Here is a 14,883-nt window from a genome sequence, read left to right on the forward strand (position 1 = left end):
CTCACTCGTGGGGCCGCGCCTCCATCAGCCGGGCTAACAGGGCACGATAGCGTTGCAGGCGTTGCTCATCCCCTTCAAATTCCAGCTTGTTGATCACGCGTGCGATAACGGCTTTATTGGTCGTGGGCTGTCCGGCTTCCATCAGTTCCCGCATAATAACGGCCAGCAAATCCGACTCTGGCGGGACATTCCAGTCCGGGCTGTTGAAATAATCGGTGATAGCACGGCTGGCGCTGTTAGATTGCACTCTCATTCTCCATCTCCGCAAACAGACAGCCCGCCCGGTACGCGAATGCGCAGCAGGCAGAGTCAGGTGAGTTAGTGGCTCCCGATATGCACGGCAAGGGTTTAATCGGGCGCATTACGTTGATCAGAACGACCCACGTCCCGCACGAATCTGGCGGTTTTTTAAACATAGGTCTGCCGTTACGTCTTGTCAGTAACAACCTGAAATATTTTTCAAATGTGATGAGTGATTTTCAAATAATGCCGACAGGTTACGACAGGGCTTTAGCACGTAGTTAACTGATTAATAAGTTTATTATTACCGCAGATAAACCCCAGAGCGGAGGCAAAAAAATCGTGCTTATCTCGGGAAACGTCGCCCGACACACGCGTAGTGTGAAGAGGAAATCTGCAGGGTTCGTGGCATGGGACTGCGGGATCTGACCTTTCGAAAGGCGGTGACGCTGAAAGATTTCCTGTCATGTCTTTCCGTGGCCAGAGAAGCGTCTGATACGCTTTGCCAGTTAAATGCAGAACGTGCTGGCAGCAAAAACAAGGCATTTATCGACGCTTACCATGATGACAAATCCGTGGCCAGAGAAGCGTCTGATACGCTTTGCCAGTTAAATGCAGAACGTGCTGGCAGCAAAAACAGGGCATTTATCGACGCTTACCATGATGACAAAATGGTTACGCCTCGCTTGTCAGTAGAATAAAAACGTTTCGCTCACAATAAATAGAATAAGATAACACCGCCCCCGCGCTGTTATTTTAATGTGCTGATAAACAGAATAAAAAATTCCTTTTTTTTTATTCTGGCGGGTGATATTTTTTTCCTCACCCTGCTGAAGAGGCACCGGCATGAAAAATCTGATTGCTGAGCTATTAATTACGCTGGCAGAAAAAGAAGAAGCGTCTAAAGAGCAGGTCGTGCAGATCGAAGCGCTGGAACTTGTGATCACCGCAATGCTGCGCATGATGCCGCCTGAGCAGCATCAGTCCCTCGTTAACAGCATTGATACGGCCATGATTCATGCCGGAGTGGATCACAACGATCACAATGCCGCGTTATTAAAAAACGCTGTCACCCGATTACTTCACCGGCCCCACAGCTGAAATCACGCTGATCACCAGAATAAAATTGCGATCTCTGTATTATTCCAAAGCAAAAGTCGTCTGATTCTTTTCTGGCATGCCAGAATAAACACTGTCTTTATCACAACGGAGTGAAAACAATGAAAGGCAATATCCTGATGATAGTCCTGGCAGGAATAATGATGAGCAGCCACGCCAGCGCGGCAGATAAAACGCCGCAGCAGCAAAAAATGGCGATGTGTAATGAACATGCCAGCAGCCAATCGTTAAAAGGCGATGTGCGTAAGCAATTTATGAGCGATTGCCTGAAGAAAGACAGCAAAGTCGCGGACATGTCGCCGCAACAAATAAAAATGAAAACCTGTAATCTCCAGGCCGGAGATAAAAAGCTGACCGGTGATGCACGTAAAACCTTTATGAGTCAGTGCCTCAAAAAAAGCTAAGACTCAGCCGGCCATTTCGGTGGCCGCCTCCTCTCATCGCCTGCCATCAGTGCGCTGCAGCACGCTTTTAATTACTGAAGAAACAGATGATTAGCGAAAAAAATCGCCATTGAGGCGCAAGCTTTTCCAATCCTTTGCCACACTTACTGTTTATAAGGGATTGCGCCGCGCGCGTTCGGGCGCGGTGCTTTTACCCGTGACGGTTGGAAAAGGAGCCATGTCGTGAACTATCAATTTGTTATTGCTCTCAAGGATTTACCGCAACGTCAGCCGGTTAAAAAAAAGCTGGGTGAAACAGAGTTTTTACTCATCCGTGAGGCTGACAGCGTCCAGGCTTTCCAGGCAAAATGCCCTCATGCAGGCGCGCCGCTTGAGCAGGGCGCTATCTGCGGCGACAGGCTCATCTGTCCCTGGCATAAAGCGGCGTTTGAACTGAGCAGCGGTAAAATGTGCGAGCCGCTGGCGCTGGCCGACCTGAAACAGTATCCCGTTCGCATCGAAAATGGCCAGATTCTGGTTAACCCTAAAGCGATGTCGCCTGCTTCGCCAGTGGGCAGCGGTGCCAGCGCCCCGGTCTTTGTGGTACTGGGCGGGGGCGCGGCCGGGAGTGCGGCACTGTGGCGATTACGCCACGACGGCTTTAAGGGCCGCTTGGTGCTGGTAGAGAGTGAACCGGAAGCCCCTTACGACCGCACGGCGCTGACGAAATTTGTTCCCTCAGGCAAAATGGATATCGATGATGTGCCGTCGCTGCTTGGCAGTGACATACTCGATCACGTCGAGCGCATCCAAAAGCGCGTTGAGCGAGTTGATAATGAGGCGCACCGTCTGGTGTTTGCCGACGATAGCACGTTGCAGTTCGATAAATTATTAATTGCAACGGGCGCAGAGCCTGTAAAGCCGTCGCTTGCCGGCGCTGATTTAGCGGGCGTACATATTCTGCGTAACAAGCAGCATACCGCGTCCCTGCTAGCGGCCGTCGATCGAAGCCAGCAGATTGTGATTATCGGTAACAGCTTTATTGGCATGGAGCTGGCCTCGTCGCTGCGTAACCGTGACGTTGAGGTGACCGTCATCGCACGTCACGCGCTGCCGTTTGCGGCGCAGTTTGGTGAAGCTATAGGCCGTTATTTCCATCAACTGCATCAGGCCAACGGCGTAACATTTGTGGAAGGTGAGATTGCGTCGCTTCAGGGCGAAAACCACGTGACGGGCGTGCGGTTAAAAACCGGTCAGCAGATCGCTGCCGATGTGGTGCTGTTCGCCACCGGCGTTAAACCGGCCACCTCGTTTATTCACGACCTGCCGCGGGTTGAAGATGGCAGCCTGCAAACGGATGAGCAGCTACGCGTGGCAGAAAACGTCTGGGTAGCCGGCGATATTGCAACCTATCCTTCCGCCCAGGGGCCGCTGCGCATCGAGCATTTTCGCGTGGCAGAGCAGCAGGGCCAGACCGCAGCAATGAACATGCTGGGAAATATTCATCACTATGACCGCGTGCCGTTTTTCTGGACCGCGCATTATGGTACCCGCTATGAATATATTGGTCATGCCACAGACTGGGACGACTACCAGCAGGTGGGATCGCTGGAAGAGAAAACGTTTATGGCCTTTTACGGCAAGGAAGGGCGGCTGGCTGCGGTTTTCTCGTGTGGACTCTACACGCTGACCGCCGCGCTGGTCGAAAAGATGCAGGAGCCCATGACGATGGAACAGGCACTGGCATGGTATCAGGCCCACCATTCTGCACAATAATGGGCCCGCAAAACCGTCTGGCAAACGGCATGTTTGCCAGATATATCGGTTAACTGCGGCTCAGCTTGTCCGACTTCGCCATGCACTGCTGCATGGCTTCGATCACGGCTGAACGGAAGCCTTTTTCTTCCAGCACTTTCACCGCTTCAATGGTGGTGCCGCCGGGCGAGCAGACCATATCTTTCAACTCACCGGGATGTTTACCCGTTTGCAGCACCATCTGTGCGGAGCCTTTCACGGCCTGGGCCGCAAACCGGTAAGCCTGCGCGCGCGGCATGCCGCCCGCCACGGCGGCATCGGCCATGGCTTCAATAAACATAAACACGTAAGCCGGAGCTGAACCACTGACGCCAACCACCGAGTGGATCAGGTATTCATCGACGACCGCCGCCTGACCAAAGCTCTCAAATATCGCGACCACTTCATCGGTCTCGCTCTGTTCAACCAGCACGTTGGGCGTAACGGAGGTCATGCCTTCACCGACCAGGGAAGGGGTGTTTGGCATTGCGCGAATGATCTTACGATCGTGCCCCAGCACGGAAGCCAGGTTATCCAGCGTCACGCCCGCGGCAATTGAAACGACTACTGCCTCTTTTTTCAGGCTGTTAGCCAGTTCTTTCAGCACTTTGAGGATCACATTGGGTTTGACCGCACCAAACAGAATATCCACGTGCTGGGCCAGCGCTTCCGCACTCTCCGCGGCGTTAATACCGTACTGTTCGGCCATTTGCTGATTGGTGCTCGGTTTGCGGTCGTAAATCCAGATAGCTGACGGTGTCATTTGCCCGCTGTTTATCAGCCCGCCAATGATGGCTTTTGCCATGTTGCCACCGCCAATAAATCCGATTTTCTTTTCCAGCATCACCGTCTCCTTTCCTGTTTTCACCGTTATCAACGCTGTAGCTTACTGCAGACAGGATTAATAACAAGTTAGCGGTAACGCACGGCGGCCGGTGCCAGAGAGCAAAAGAGAGTGATGGCGGCACGTTTTTGTGGTGAACGCGCGTTGAGCACTCCCTTCATCGTTGACGATATTCTGGGGCTGACGTGCGTTCTAAACGCGAGATCTGGCCATAGCGGAAGCCGGGGAATTTTACTTAACCCCGTTTTGCAAAACAGGTTAACATCGTCGCTATTTTCCAGAATAAGGAACACCAATGTCTATCTGGGTCGATGCGGACGCCTGCCCAAACGTCATAAAAGACGTGCTGTACCGGGCGGCGGACAGAACGCAAACCATGGTCACCTTTGTTGCGAATCAATTTTTACGCGTACCGCCATCGCCCTGGTTGCGCACGCTACAGGTGCCGGCTGGGTTTGATGTTGCCGATAATGAAATCGTGAAGCGTGTGCAGGCTGGCGATTTGGTGATTACGGCAGATATTCCCTTGGCCGCAGAGGTGATTGAAAAAGGGGCGTCGGCGCTGAATCCGCGCGGGGAACGGTATTCACCTGCCACCATACGCGAGCGGTTGACGATGCGTGATTTTATGGACACGATGCGCGCCAGCGGCGTACAGACAGGCGGTCCCGCCGCCATGAGCCCGCGGGACCGCCAGCAGTTTGCCAATGAACTAGACAGCTGGCTCAGACAGCGACAACGTTAAATCAAACAAAACTGTCGTCGTCATCGTAATCATTGCCGCCGAAGTCATTCAGATCGCCATTGTCGGCATAGGTGTCACTCCAGCCGTTGCTTTGATCCAGGAAGGACTGATTGTCGGCACCTGTTCCCTGATCGAGAAACGACTGATCGTTCCCGCCATTAAAGGTATTCAGGCTGTCATCGACCTGAGGCAGCGACTGGGGTTCGTTAATGATGTTAACGATCTCTTCCGGCTGCGAGTGGTGGAACATGCTGGTCAGCATATCGGCCATGACCACACCGCCTGCTACGCCCACGGCGGTTTGCAGTGCGCCGCCCAGAAATCCGCTGCCACGGGGCGCAGGTGCGCTGGCATAGGGCTGCTGCTGCGGCTGTTGCGGTGCGCTGTTCCACTGGGGCGATGGCTGAGCCGGTTGGGCCTGCTGACTGCCGCCGCCAAACAGGCTGGATAAAAACCCGCCACTGCTTTTTGGCTGCTGCTGCTGTTGCTGAGCCTGTTGCTGAGCCAGATGATTTTCCAGCTCCTGAACCCGCTCATTCAGTTTTTTAAGTGCCGCTTCCTGAATCAAAATGGCCTGAGCCATATAGTAGGGCGCGCCTGGTTGCGCCTGCAGGTGTTGTTTGATCAGTTGTTCGGCAGCAGCATCGCGTGCCGCAGTCTGGCTTTCAGCTTGTTTCAAACGGCTAAACAGATTTTCAATCAGTTCTTGTTCTTCGCGTTGCATGATGACTCTCCCGTTGCGACTGTTAACAGTATATGGGGGCGACGTGCAGCAATGTAAATTCGTGGCGGTAAGCAAATGTTGCTGACGTAAACTTTTTTACCTAATGCACAAAATGTGCATCGTTAACCTTCTGTATTTATTTGTTTTTTTGCAAGAGTGGGTGCAATCATGCGTAAAATACGCTCAATGGGTAGAGGACGAAATAAATTCCCGCTATGATGCGTCCTATTATTGAGCCTAACCTGCAGCTGTGATGGGCTGCGCGGCGGAGGAACTGCCCTGATGTCCTTGTCCATTTTTTTGATCGGTGCGCGCGGATGCGGAAAAACCACTATCGGTGAAGCCCTGTCTCATGCGCTGGGTTATGCGTTTCGCGATACCGATCATCACCTGCAATTCACGACGCAGCGTACCGTAGCGGAAATTGTGGCTGCGGAAGGATGGGAGAGCTTTCGTGCGCGTGAAACCGACTCGCTCAAAGCCGTAACCGCCCCGTCAACCATTATCGCCACCGGTGGCGGAATGGTGCTGGCGGAAGGTAATCGCCGTTATATGCGTGAGCACGGTCAGGTGATCTGGTTAAGTGCACCGCCTGATATCCTGGCTCGTCGTCTGGAAAGCCAGCCGGAAAATGCTCAGCGCCCCACGTTAACCGGACGCCCCATCGCGGAAGAAATGGGTGAAGTGCTGCGCGCCCGTGCGCACCTGTACCGTTCTGCCGCGCATCACGAGGTGAACGCCATGCTGGCACCTGAACGCGTCGTTGAACAGATCCTGCAGTCGTTATCTCTGGCGCGTGCCAGTTAACCCTCAGATTTATCCCGCTTTCGCCGTCCTTTCCGCCGTATTGACTATACTTATCCCATGGCAGGCAATCGCCTGTCGTGTGGAATGTCATTTAGCGAAGAGGGACACATTATGCCGACAAGACCTCCTTACCCCCGAGAAGCGCGCGTTGTCACTGTGGAAAAAGGCCCCGAAGGCAAAAAAGTGACGTCATGGCAACTGCGGGCCGACCATCCCAAGCCAGATTCGTTAATCAGCGAGCACGAATCAGAGCAGGAAGCGCATGATGCAAAAGATCGCTATGAAGATGTAGAAAAAGAGTAAGCCTCTGCTCTGGCAAGGAAGCCATTGATTTCCCCCGGTTCCCGCGGCAGCCATTGCCGCGCGGCGATCACAATCACTCACTATTTCGCGTGACAGATCAGCAAGTTCCCTTCTACACTGCCAGTCACCCTAATGTGCTGTGAGGAAGGTTTATGCTCAATGTAAGTGAGTATTTTGACGGAAAAGTTAAATCCATCGGTTTTGACAGTGCGAGCACCGGCCGTGCCAGCGTCGGTGTTATGGCAGAAGGTGAATACACGTTTGGCACCGCCCAACCGGAAGAGATGACCGTGGTAAGCGGCTCAATGAAAGTGTTGCTGCCGGGTGAGACAGAGTGGAAATGGTTTGAGGCGGGATCGGTGTTTAACGTACCGGGCCACAGCGAGTTTCATCTGCAGGTAGGCGAGCCGAGCGCATATCTTTGCCGCTATCTGAAAGACTAAGAAGAACGGCCGCAGGCAATCTGCGGCCAAATGCATTAACGCTGAGCTTCGCCACCTAACGCTTCAACCAGATTGCTGGTTAGGGCCGCCAGTTCGCTGGTCATCAGAATAAAGTCTGCATCAAAACGCTGCGCAAAATCTTCCCGATCGATATCATCATTCTGGTCACGCAGCGTATCGCTGAACTTCAGGCGTTTCACCGAGCCGTCGTCGGATAATACGAACTGAATACGCTCCTGCCAGTCCAGCGCCAGCTTGGTCACCAGCTTACCGGCTTCGATATGGTTGGCAATTTCATCGCACACCAGATCCTGTTTCTTGCAGCGAATCACGCCGCCATCTTCCAGAATGGCCTTGAGCTCGGCTTCGTCCATGAGGGCAAAACCGGCCGGAACATCCCCGGAACGCACCCATTCGGTCAGGGTAAGTTCAATCGGACTTTCCAGCGTCAGGGGCACAACTGGCAGCGAACCCAGGCTTTTACGCAGCAGAGCCAGCGTGTCTTCGGCTTTTTTAGCGCTGGCGCAGTCCACCATGATCAGGTTGTTCACGGTGTCGATCCACATATAGGTCTGACTGAAACGGCTGAACGCACGCGGTAAAAGGCTGTGCAGCACTTCATCTTTCAGCGAATCTTTTTCCGTCTTTTTTAGCTTGCGGCTCTGCTCTGCCTCAAGCTTGTCGATTTTGGCCTCCAGCGCCTGCTTCACGACCGGAGAGGGCAGGATTTTTTCTTCTTTGCGCGCGCAAATGACAATCTGACCGTTGTTGACGTGGGTCAGGGCATCGCTGCGATTGCCCATCGGTGCCACCCACCCGGTCTTGCTCATGTCCTGACTGCCGCAGGGCGAGAAGGTGAAAGCCTCCAGCTGTTTTTCCATGTCGTCTGCGGACAACGGAATGTCACGATTCAGACGATAAACCATCATATTTTTAAACCACAACATCGGGATTCCTTACCGTGGCGCGATCGGGCGCACAAATCTCACTAAGTGTGCGCATGATAGCGAAACATCGGAGCGGTTTCATTGCCTTTCAGGCATTCGCCTTTTAGTGTAGAAAACACCCTAACGAATAATGAGGAATAAACCGTGCGCATAGGCATTGATTTGGGCGGCACCAAAACAGAAGTGATTGCGCTGTCCGGCGAGGGAAAAGAGCTGTTTCGCCATCGGATTTCCACGCCCCGTGACGACTACCGGGCGACCGTGCAGGCCATCGTTGATTTAGTCCGCCTCGCCGAAGAAAAAACCGGCCAAACCGGGACGGTAGGCTTAGGTATTCCGGGCACGATTTCGCCCTATACGCAGCGGGTGAAAAACGCGAACTCCACCTGGCTAAACGGTCAGCCGCTGGATAAAGATTTGGCGCAGGCGCTGAATCGTGACATCCGCATAGCCAATGACGCGAATTGTCTGGCCGTGTCCGAAGCGGTCGATGGCGCAGGCGCGGGGCAGGCACTGGTGTTTGGGGTAATCATCGGCACCGGTTCGGGCGCAGGCGTAGCGATAAACGGCGCGTCACGCATTGGCGGCAACGGCAATGCGGGCGAATGGGGTCATAATCCTTTGCCGTGGATGGATGAAGACGAGTTGCGTTACCGCGCGGAAGTCCCCTGTTATTGTGGCCAGCAGGGCTGCATTGAAACCTTTGTTTCCGGTACCGGCTTTGCTATCGACTATCAGCGGTTAAGCGGTGTGGCGCGCAAAGGCGCTGAGATTGTCAAACTGCTGGAGCAGCAGGATCCCGTGGCTGCCCTGGCAATGAGCCGCTATGAAATCCGTCTGGCAAAATCCCTGGCTCAGGTTGTCAACCTGATCGATCCCGACGTGATTGTGCTGGGCGGCGGCATGAGCAACGTGGACCGCCTGTACCAGACGGTGCCCACGCTGATGAAGAAATGGGTTTTTGGCGGCGAGTGTGAAACGCCGGTGCTGAAAGCGATGCACGGGGATTCAAGCGGTGTGCGCGGCGCGGCCTGGCTGTGGCCGGAATAAACGCCGCCGTGGCCTGCGGCCCTGTGCAACATACTGAAGGATGCACAGGGCTGGCTCAGCGAACTGGCGCGAAGGCAAAGACGAGCTGCTGTGGGGCGTGCGGTGGAGGCAAAGGCATATCCCGCGCGCTGCTGACGCTCTGCCAGGCCTTCAGGCACAGCGACTCATTTCCTTCCGTTCGCATCACGTTATAGCGCCCATCCGGGCGACGCTGTGCCGTCACCAGGCAACGCTGGCCCACATAGTTTTTCGCATTGTGAAAATTGCGCATGACGGACGCATTGACCTCGCGAATATAGCGGTTCACGTCCTGGCACTGCGCCTGGGGCAGGCCTGACGCGCATTGCGCTTCGGAAGCATCAGGATGATGACTGCATCCTGCCAGCAGCAGCATCGTGGCCGCCATTATTCCTGTACATCTCAACATAATTAACCTCTTACGTACCCGGCAATTCAAGTTTGCTGTAACCCAGGCCATTCATTTTGCGGACCTTAATTTGCACCGGAATGCGCTCTTTCATCGCCTCGACGTGACTGATCACGCCAATGGTTTTTCCACTGGCATTGAGCGCATCCAGCGCATCCAGGGCGGTATCCAGCGTCTCTGCGTCCAGCGTGCCGAAACCCTCATCAAGAAATAACGACTCGATGCGGGTTTTATGGCTGACCAGATCGGACAGCGCCAGCGCCAGCGCAAGGCTCACCAAAAAGCTTTCTCCACCTGACAGCGTGCGGGTATCGCGTGCGCTGTCCGCCTGCCAGGTATCCACCACGTCCAGTTCCAGCGCATCGATGGCGCGGCGCTGTAAAAGGTAGCGACCATGCAGACGATCCAGCTGGCGGTTAGCCAGCGCCACCAGGTGATCGAGCGTGAGTCCCTGGGCAAAGCGCCGGAATTTATCCCCGGTCGCCGAGCCGATCAGATCGTTAAGCAACGCCCACTGCGCCAGCGTGGTTTCCTCCTGCGCAATCTGTGCCAGCAACGTTTGCTGCTGGGTCCGCAGGCTGGCGTCGCTTTGCAACTGCTGCTGCAGTTGTCCCTGCTGACTGGCGTTCTCCCTCAGAGAATGCCGCAACGCTTCCAGCTGTGTGGTCAGTGCATCGGCGGACTCAGGCATCTTATCGGGTTTAGCCTGCTCATGGGTTGCCAGCCGTTGCTGCAGCTCTGCCAGGCGAGATTGTTGATGGAGCAGATGCTGATCGATCTGCTGCAGTCGCTGGCGAAGCTGTTGCGCTTCATGCTCGTCAAGCAACGCGGCGCGCAGGCTCGCCTCGTCCGGGAATTCAGCCGCAGTCAGCGCGGCGTTGAAGTGCTGCTCAGCGTCCGTCAGGCGAGTGCCCAACCTGTGTAGCTGGCTCTCCAGCAACGTCAGTTGGCCGTGGAGGCGGCTGGCTTCAGCCTGAGACTGCTGCAGCCGTTCACGCTGCTGCGTCAGCTGCGCCTCATGATGCTCGACGCTCTCCTGCATCTGCCGACGGGCCTGAATGACATCCCGATCGCCAAACAACGCCTCACGCTGCTGACGTTTTTCGCGGTATTGCTGGTCCAGTGCGGCGAGCTGCTGTTGCTGCTGATTCAGGCGCTGCTGCTCAAGCTGCAGCTGTTGGCGCAGGGCGTCAGCCTGGCTTTCCGCGCGCGCCAACTGAGGCTGCAAGTTAGCAAGCAACCGCTCACTTTCCTGCCACTGCTGCCAGCGCTGTTGCTGTTCAGCCAGCCAGCTGTCGCGCTGTGCGCTGTCAGGCAGCGTCAGGCCGAAGCCTGCGAATTGTTGCGCCAGCCCCTCCTGGAGCGGCTGAGCATTCGCCTGAGCCTGTTGGTGATGGCGCTGTAAAGTCAGTAACGCCTGGTGTTCGTTCTCCAGCTGCTGTTGCGTCAACTGCAGCGTTTGCTGGTGTTGCTGCTGTGTCTGCTGCTGTTGTAGATGCTGTTCTTTTGCCGCCTGATACGTTCGCTCGGCGTGTTCCAGCGTCTCTGTCTGCGAAGTTAATGCCTGTTCCTGACGGCTTTGCGCCTGCAGCCAGTGGTCCAGCGCGTCGGTGTCGTTCAGAGTGAAGGTAAGCGCAAGCTCACCGCTCAGTGCCTGCCAGCGCTGGGTCAATGCATCCAGCTGCTGCACTACACTGGCGAGCTCGTCGCGCAGTGACTGCTGCTGGCCCTTCAGGTGTTTTATCTGCTCATTTTTGGCCGTACCGGTTTCGCTCAGTGCTTCCACCTGTTTTTGCAGCACGGCTTTGCGCTGTTGGTTGGCGCTGACTTCGAGCGTGCGGTAGGTTTCAACTGCGGGATGTTCGCAGGAACCGCACAAAGGGCAGGGTTGCCCGGCCTCCAGCCGCGCCCTGTGTTCCTCCAGATCGGCAATATGGCTTTCAAGCTGGCAAATCTTCTCAACGTCGGTGAGTTGCTGTTTCTCCCGCTTCCATGTTTCCCGCAGCATCAGTAATTCAGCCTCAGCCTGCTGGCAGGCTTTTTCCAGATCCTGTAACCGTTTTTCATACTGACCGCGCTGCTGATGTAGCGGCTGCCACTGGGCTGCAAGTAACGTCAGCGTCTGACGTGCGTCACGCTGTTGAGTTAACTGCTTTAAGGCCTGACGCAAGGCTTCGGGAGGATGCGCCTTATGGAGCGATGTTAGTGCTTTCTCAGCGTCAGACAAGGCCTGCTGCGTGAGCTGCCCGGCCTGCTTCAATGGCGCAAGCTGTTGTTGCAGCTGTTCGACCTGCTGCTGGCGCTGATGAAGCTGCAACGCCTGTTGCTGAATCTGCTGTGCCGACGCCGCCTGATCGGTTTCATGGCGGGCCAGTTGAGCAAAGCGGTCCTGCCACAGCGGAAGATTTTCGCCCCAAACCGGCATATCCGCCAGCTGTTGCCGACGCGCCTGCTGCTGTGCCAGCGCCTGCTGGAGATCGCTGACCTTATGGTGCTCGGTTTGCATCGCCTGTTCACGCTGCGTACAGCTCGCCTGCTGCTGTGCGGTTTCATGCTGCAGCTGTTGAATTTGCTGCTGCAGGGCCGAGAGCGCCTGATCGAGTGGAATAACCTGTCCGCTCAGCAGCGTTTCCTGCTGGTGCTGTTGCAAACGCACCTGTTCGCGCGCCGCTTCGGTTTCCTGATAACGCTGCTGCAACTGCTGCTGCTCGTGGGCCGTCGCCTGCATCTGCTGGTTTAACTGCTGCTGACGCTGTTGCAGCTCCGCGCGTTCAGTCTGCAGGTTGTCGCGCTGTTGCAGCGCACCGCGCAGTTTTTCTGCCGGTTCACTTCGTGCCAGACGCTGGCGATCGGCCTCTGCCGCCTGACTCGCCGCGTCGGCGGCCTGACGGGCGGCGTTCACCTGTTCAGCGTCCGCGCTCAGCTGCTGTGCCAGCTGCAGCCACTGCTGCTGAAGCTGAGCGGTGTCAAACTGACGGCTGAGTTGCTGCTCGGCCTCAGTCAGGGCTGCCTGCTGTTGCTGCAGCCCGGCGCGAGTCGCCTCATCAAGCAGTGCCATGCCGCCTGCCCGACTGCGCATCAGTTCCAGCGCATTTTTGGCCTCTTTATGGCGCTCAAACGCGGCCATGGAAACCAGCCCGTAAATTTCCGTTCCGGTCAGCTCTTCCAGCAGCTCTGCGCGCTCATTCGCTTTGGCGTTAAGAAATGCGGCGAACTGGCCCTGTGACAGCATCATTGAACGGGTAAAACGTTCAAAATCCAGGCCGCTAAGCGTTTCGGTAAGCTTGAGCTTGTCGCCCACTTTGTCTGCAACGATCTGATTATCTGCGCAGCGAGCCAGCTCGACGCGGGGAGCCTGCAGTTTGCCGTCGGCCGTGCCTCGTGCGCGGTTCTGGCTCCAGAATGCCCGCCAGGCCTCGCCTTTGATTTCAAACTCGACTTCGGCCAGGCATTCGGCGCAGTCGCGCGTCATCAGCGGGTTGTGGCCCTGAGAAATCGCACCCAGGCGCGGCGTCTGGTGATACAGCGCCAGGCAGATAGCGTCCAGTAAGGTGGTTTTACCGGCACCTGTCGCGCCGGTAATGGCAAACAGACCATTACTGGCGAAAGGTTCGGTGCGAAAATCGATAAACCATTCTCCTTTCAGCGCATTCAGGTTTTTGAATCGCAGCGTGAGGATCTTCATGGGTTCGCCTCCAGGTCGGCCAGCGTCTGCTTAAACAGGGTCGTGACCTGGGCGATCTGCTTGTCATCAAGCTCCTCATTAAGCGCCAGGCGTCGGGCAAAAACCTCTTCGACCTTAAGTTCGCTCAGGGTTTCGTTATCCGTTTGCGCCAGGCTGTGCTGGCGCTGTTCACGACTGCGGCGTAACAGCAGTACTTCCACCGGTAAATCTGCCGTCAGCGCTTCAACCTGGCGCTGCAGATCGCTTAAGTACTCCTGGGTGGTGACTTCTATATCGAGCCAGACCGGCTTCTCTCCGCTGGGAGGGGAAAGGTGGGCGAGCTGCTCACTGATTTGCGCCAGAGAGCCTTTAAGCATCTGCATCGGCTGGAAGGTGGGAACCGGCAGGGTCAGGGTTTCCAGGCCGCGCGGGCTGAAAGTCAGCAGACAGACACTTTTTTCGCTGCCCAGCTCGTCAAAGCTCAGCGGAATAGGGGAGCCGCTGTAGCGAATATGGTCGCTGTTCGCGACGCGCTGAGCGCGATGAATATGTCCAAGGGCGATGTAATCGGCCGGCGGAAACGCCGAGGCAGGAAACGCATCCAGCGTGCCGATGTAGATATCGCGCACGGAGTCACTTTTGCTGACGCCAAGGGCGGTAAGGTGGCCGGTCGCCACGATCGGCAGGGACATGTTCAGCGCCTGTGCCGCCGCGAAGCTGCGCTGATAATGGGCGCTGATGGCCTCCAGTAGGCTGAGCTGTTTATCCCGTCCAGACTGACCGGCCTGGCTGCGCATAATGTCGCGCGGGCGCAGATAGGGAATCGCGCACAGCAGCGCGCCGGGTTCACCCTGACGGGTTGTCAGGATCATGACGTCGTCACTCTCCTGCGGCGTGGCAACGACCCGGGTGTTCAGACAGGCCAGCAGTTCGCGCGATTCATTCAGCGTTGCCACCGAGTCATGATTGCCCGCCAGCACCACCAGTTGACAGCCGCTGGGCTGTAACGCCACCACGAAGCGGTTAAACATTTCACGCGCATAGCTGGGCGGCGTACCGGTATCAAACAGGTCGCCCGCTACAATCAGCGCATCGACCTGATGCTGTTCGATCTGTATTAACAGCCAGTCAAGAAAGGCCTGGTGCTCGGCGGCGCGGCTCTTGTTATAGAAGAACTGCCCCAGGTGCCAGTCCGCGGTGTGGATAATGCGCATAAAACTCCCTGCCAAATCGATTTGCCCGGCAATTATACTGGCTCAGTCACTAAAGCCACAAAACATGTCGTCATGTTGTCATAAATGGTTGTTGCAGGCCGGTTTTTATGGCTAACTTTTTCATAAAAGTGTCACAAAACTGACGCATAATGGCGCCGCAAATATCAGTGAAAGCCGTC

Annotated in this window: 16 protein-coding genes; 9 read left to right on the plus strand and 7 right to left on the minus strand. The window is 55.8% G+C overall.

Annotation, left to right across the window (positions count from 1 at the left end; translation table 11 throughout):
* Position 1 precedes the first annotated feature (1 nt).
* A complete protein-coding gene (locus ACPXSQ_RS00560) occupies positions 2-253 on the minus strand; it encodes a biofilm development regulator YmgB/AriR family protein (protein ID WP_014606466.1) in 252 nt (83 codons plus the stop codon).
* A 397-nt stretch (positions 254-650) separates the two neighbouring features.
* On the opposite strand from ACPXSQ_RS00560, the gene ACPXSQ_RS00565 reads away from it, so the two are divergent.
* The 4 genes from ACPXSQ_RS00565 to ACPXSQ_RS00580 all read left to right on the plus strand — a co-directional run bounded on the left by ACPXSQ_RS00565 (position 651) and on the right by ACPXSQ_RS00580 (position 3,518).
* Positions 651-941 carry a hypothetical protein gene (locus tag ACPXSQ_RS00565; RefSeq protein ID WP_128392293.1) on the plus strand — a complete coding sequence of 97 codons (291 nt, stop codon included), beginning with the start codon at positions 651-653 and terminating at the stop codon, positions 939-941.
* Positions 942-1,086: 145 nt separating this feature from the next.
* The gene (gene iraP / locus ACPXSQ_RS00570) at positions 1,087-1,341 is read left to right on the plus strand and encodes an anti-adapter protein IraP (RefSeq protein WP_014593043.1); all 255 of its coding nucleotides are present in this window, start codon (positions 1,087-1,089) and stop codon (positions 1,339-1,341) included.
* A gap of 119 nt (positions 1,342-1,460) precedes the next feature.
* Positions 1,461-1,763 (plus strand): PsiF family protein, encoded by a 303-nt coding sequence (locus tag ACPXSQ_RS00575; protein WP_014606464.1) that lies wholly within the window; start codon positions 1,461-1,463, stop codon positions 1,761-1,763.
* A gap of 222 nt (positions 1,764-1,985) precedes the next feature.
* Positions 1,986-3,518: an FAD-dependent oxidoreductase gene (locus ACPXSQ_RS00580; RefSeq protein ID WP_014606463.1), complete on the plus strand. Its 1,533-nt coding sequence runs from the start codon at positions 1,986-1,988 to the stop codon at positions 3,516-3,518.
* A 49-nt stretch (positions 3,519-3,567) separates the two neighbouring features.
* Here the strand turns inward: ACPXSQ_RS00580 and proC are convergent, their stop codons facing one another.
* Positions 3,568-4,380: a pyrroline-5-carboxylate reductase gene (gene proC, locus ACPXSQ_RS00585; RefSeq protein ID WP_029569700.1), complete on the minus strand. Its 813-nt coding sequence runs from the start codon at positions 4,378-4,380 to the stop codon at positions 3,568-3,570.
* Positions 4,381-4,675: 295 nt separating this feature from the next.
* Between proC and ACPXSQ_RS00590 the strand changes: the two genes are divergently transcribed.
* The gene (locus tag ACPXSQ_RS00590) at positions 4,676-5,125 is read left to right on the plus strand and encodes a YaiI/YqxD family protein (RefSeq protein ID WP_014593046.1); all 450 of its coding nucleotides are present in this window, start codon (positions 4,676-4,678) and stop codon (positions 5,123-5,125) included.
* Position 5,126: 1 nt separating this feature from the next.
* On the opposite strand, the gene ACPXSQ_RS00595 is transcribed toward ACPXSQ_RS00590, so the two are convergent.
* Positions 5,127-5,849 (minus strand): DUF2076 domain-containing protein, encoded by a 723-nt coding sequence (locus tag ACPXSQ_RS00595; protein ID WP_015700856.1) that lies wholly within the window; start codon positions 5,847-5,849, stop codon positions 5,127-5,129.
* 282 nt (positions 5,850-6,131) lie between these two features.
* Between ACPXSQ_RS00595 and aroL the strand changes: the two genes are divergently transcribed.
* From aroL to ppnP, 3 genes are all read left to right on the plus strand, one after another.
* Complete coding sequence (gene aroL, locus ACPXSQ_RS00600) at positions 6,132-6,656, plus strand: shikimate kinase AroL (RefSeq protein ID WP_014593048.1); 525 nt, start codon at positions 6,132-6,134, stop codon at positions 6,654-6,656.
* Between the two features lie 111 nt (positions 6,657-6,767).
* Positions 6,768-6,959: a YaiA family protein gene (locus ACPXSQ_RS00605; protein WP_014606461.1), complete on the plus strand. Its 192-nt coding sequence runs from the start codon at positions 6,768-6,770 to the stop codon at positions 6,957-6,959.
* A 152-nt stretch (positions 6,960-7,111) separates the two neighbouring features.
* Complete coding sequence (gene ppnP / locus ACPXSQ_RS00610) at positions 7,112-7,402, plus strand: pyrimidine/purine nucleoside phosphorylase (protein ID WP_013024838.1); 291 nt, start codon at positions 7,112-7,114, stop codon at positions 7,400-7,402.
* Between the two features lie 35 nt (positions 7,403-7,437).
* Here ppnP and rdgC read toward each other — a convergent pair whose 3' ends face one another.
* On the minus strand, positions 7,438-8,349 hold the full coding sequence (rdgC, locus tag ACPXSQ_RS00615; RefSeq protein WP_013024839.1) for a recombination-associated protein RdgC: 912 nt from the start codon (positions 8,347-8,349) through the stop codon (positions 7,438-7,440).
* Positions 8,350-8,493: 144 nt separating this feature from the next.
* Here rdgC and mak point away from each other — a divergent pair, with 144 nt between their 5' ends.
* On the plus strand, positions 8,494-9,399 hold the full coding sequence (mak, locus tag ACPXSQ_RS00620) for a fructokinase (protein ID WP_013024840.1): 906 nt from the start codon (positions 8,494-8,496) through the stop codon (positions 9,397-9,399).
* Between the two features lie 55 nt (positions 9,400-9,454).
* Here mak and ACPXSQ_RS00625 read toward each other — a convergent pair whose 3' ends face one another.
* From ACPXSQ_RS00625 to sbcD, 3 genes are read right to left on the minus strand one after another with little or no spacing between them, the layout of a single operon-like run.
* The gene (locus ACPXSQ_RS00625; RefSeq protein ID WP_019106654.1) at positions 9,455-9,826 is read right to left on the minus strand and encodes a cell envelope integrity TolA C-terminal domain-containing protein; all 372 of its coding nucleotides are present in this window, start codon (positions 9,824-9,826) and stop codon (positions 9,455-9,457) included.
* Between the two features lie 10 nt (positions 9,827-9,836).
* On the minus strand, positions 9,837-13,511 hold the full coding sequence (locus tag ACPXSQ_RS00630; protein ID WP_426142482.1) for an AAA family ATPase: 3,675 nt from the start codon (positions 13,509-13,511) through the stop codon (positions 9,837-9,839).
* Entirely contained in the window at positions 13,508-14,704 is a 1,197-nt protein-coding gene (gene sbcD, locus ACPXSQ_RS00635; protein ID WP_022622671.1) for an exonuclease subunit SbcD, read from the minus strand. Before sbcD ends, ACPXSQ_RS00630 begins: the two co-directional genes overlap by 4 nt.
* Positions 14,705-14,883 lie beyond the last annotated feature (179 nt).

Source organism: Pantoea sp. EEL5 (genome assembly GCF_049892805.1).
Lineage (GTDB): Bacteria > Pseudomonadota > Gammaproteobacteria > Enterobacterales > Enterobacteriaceae > Pantoea > Pantoea ananatis.